General features: G+C 66.6%; 1 protein-coding gene. It reads left to right on the top strand.

The window, feature by feature from the left end; genetic code table 11:
* The first annotated feature begins 75 nt into the window (after positions 1–75).
* Positions 76–1,557: a DEAD/DEAH box helicase gene (locus QZY03_RS05005; protein ID WP_295578688.1), complete on the top strand. Its 1,482-nt coding sequence runs from the start codon at positions 76–78 to the stop codon at positions 1,555–1,557.
* The last annotated feature ends 34 nt before the right edge of the window (positions 1,558–1,591 follow it).

Genomic DNA, 1,591 nt, shown 5'->3' on the forward strand with positions numbered 1-1,591 from the left:
ACGCCGTAGGAGCGGCCCCCGGCCGCGACGAATGTCACCCGCGCTGTAGCCCGATCAATGAGTAAGGGATCAATCATGCAACCCCTGATCGTCGCCCAACAGCTCACCCAAGGGGTCGCCGATTTCCTGCAAACCGCCTTCCCCTCGACCACGCCGGGCTTTGCCGGGATGATCGAGCGCTTCCTGACGCAGCCGGACGCGCTGTTCAAGGGGCCTTATCTGACGGTGCCATTGCCCTTTCGTCCCGGCGGCGCGGCCGGACGACCGCCGTTCGACTGGCTGGCCCCTGATTTCATTCCCCATGCCCATCAGAGCAAGGCCTTTGCCCGGCTGACCGGGGAGACGGCCCAATCCACCCTGGTGGCCACCGGGACCGGTTCGGGCAAGACCGAATGCTTTCTGTTCCCGATCCTGGAGCACTGTCGGCAGGCCCGCGCCCACGGTGAGGGCGGGATCAAGGCGATCATCCTCTATCCGATGAATGCCCTGGCCGCCGATCAGGCCGGCCGTCTCGCCCGGTTGATCCTGACGACCCCGGCACTGCGGGGGCTGCGTGCCGGGCTGTATGTGGGCGAGGCGCCCGCGGAAGAATCCAAGACCGTCGACCGATTATCGGACGGCAACCCGTCGCTGATCACCTGCCGCCAGACGCTGCGCGATCACCCGCCGGACATTCTGCTCACCAATTACAAGATGCTGGATTTTCTGCTGCTGCGCGCCGCGGATGCCGGACTCTGGGCACAGCAGCGACCCGACAGCCTGCGCTATCTGGTGGTGGACGAGCTGCATACCTTCGACGGTGCCCAGGCGACCGATCTGGCCTGCCTGATCCGTCGGCTCAAAGGCCGCCTGGATACGCCGCCGGGGCAACTGGTGTGTGTCGGCACCTCGGCGACCCTGGGTGATGGGCGTGATGATGGGGGTGACGCTGGTCTGGACGGCCTGCTGGCCTTCGCCGGGGATGTCTTCGGCGAGACCCTGGATCCGGCCGCGGTGATTGCCGAGGACCGGATTCCGGTGGGCGATTACCTGGCCGATGCCTTGGTGGAGTTCATGCGGAATCCAGGGCCGGCGGATGTGGCGTTACTCGACCCGGCGACCTTTCCGGATGCCGACGCCTATCTGGCGGCCCAGGCCGAGCTCTGGTTCGGCGAGCCGGTCGCGGTCGCCGAGGTGGCGGACTTCGCCTGGCGGTGCGCCCTGGGTGACAAACTCAAGGGCCATTTTGCGTTCCAGAATCTGCTGCGCGACCTTGATCGGGCGGGGGAGCGGCGCGGCGGCCGTTCGGTCCCGGTGGCGGCCCTGATCCAACTGCTGATGCGCCGCTTGTCGCCGCGGGATGATCCGCGCTTCGCCTTGCTGTGGCTGTCCAGTCTCTTGGCGCTGGTGGCCCATGCCCGCAAGCCGGGGAAACAGGACTTCTTCCTGCAGGTCAAGGTCGAGGTCTGGCTGCCAGCAGTTCCAAATTTGGGTGGCCGCCGCCAACAGCGTGTCGGCAGCGAGGCCGATGGTGGATGCGCTGCGCTTATCCACCCTACGAAACCGGCTCCGTTGTAGGGTGGATAAGGCGCGCCGCTCGGTCTCGGGGACT

Origin of the sequence: uncultured Lamprocystis sp. (assembly GCF_903933125.1) — a bacterium.
Classification (GTDB): Bacteria; Pseudomonadota; Gammaproteobacteria; order Chromatiales; family Chromatiaceae; genus Thiodictyon.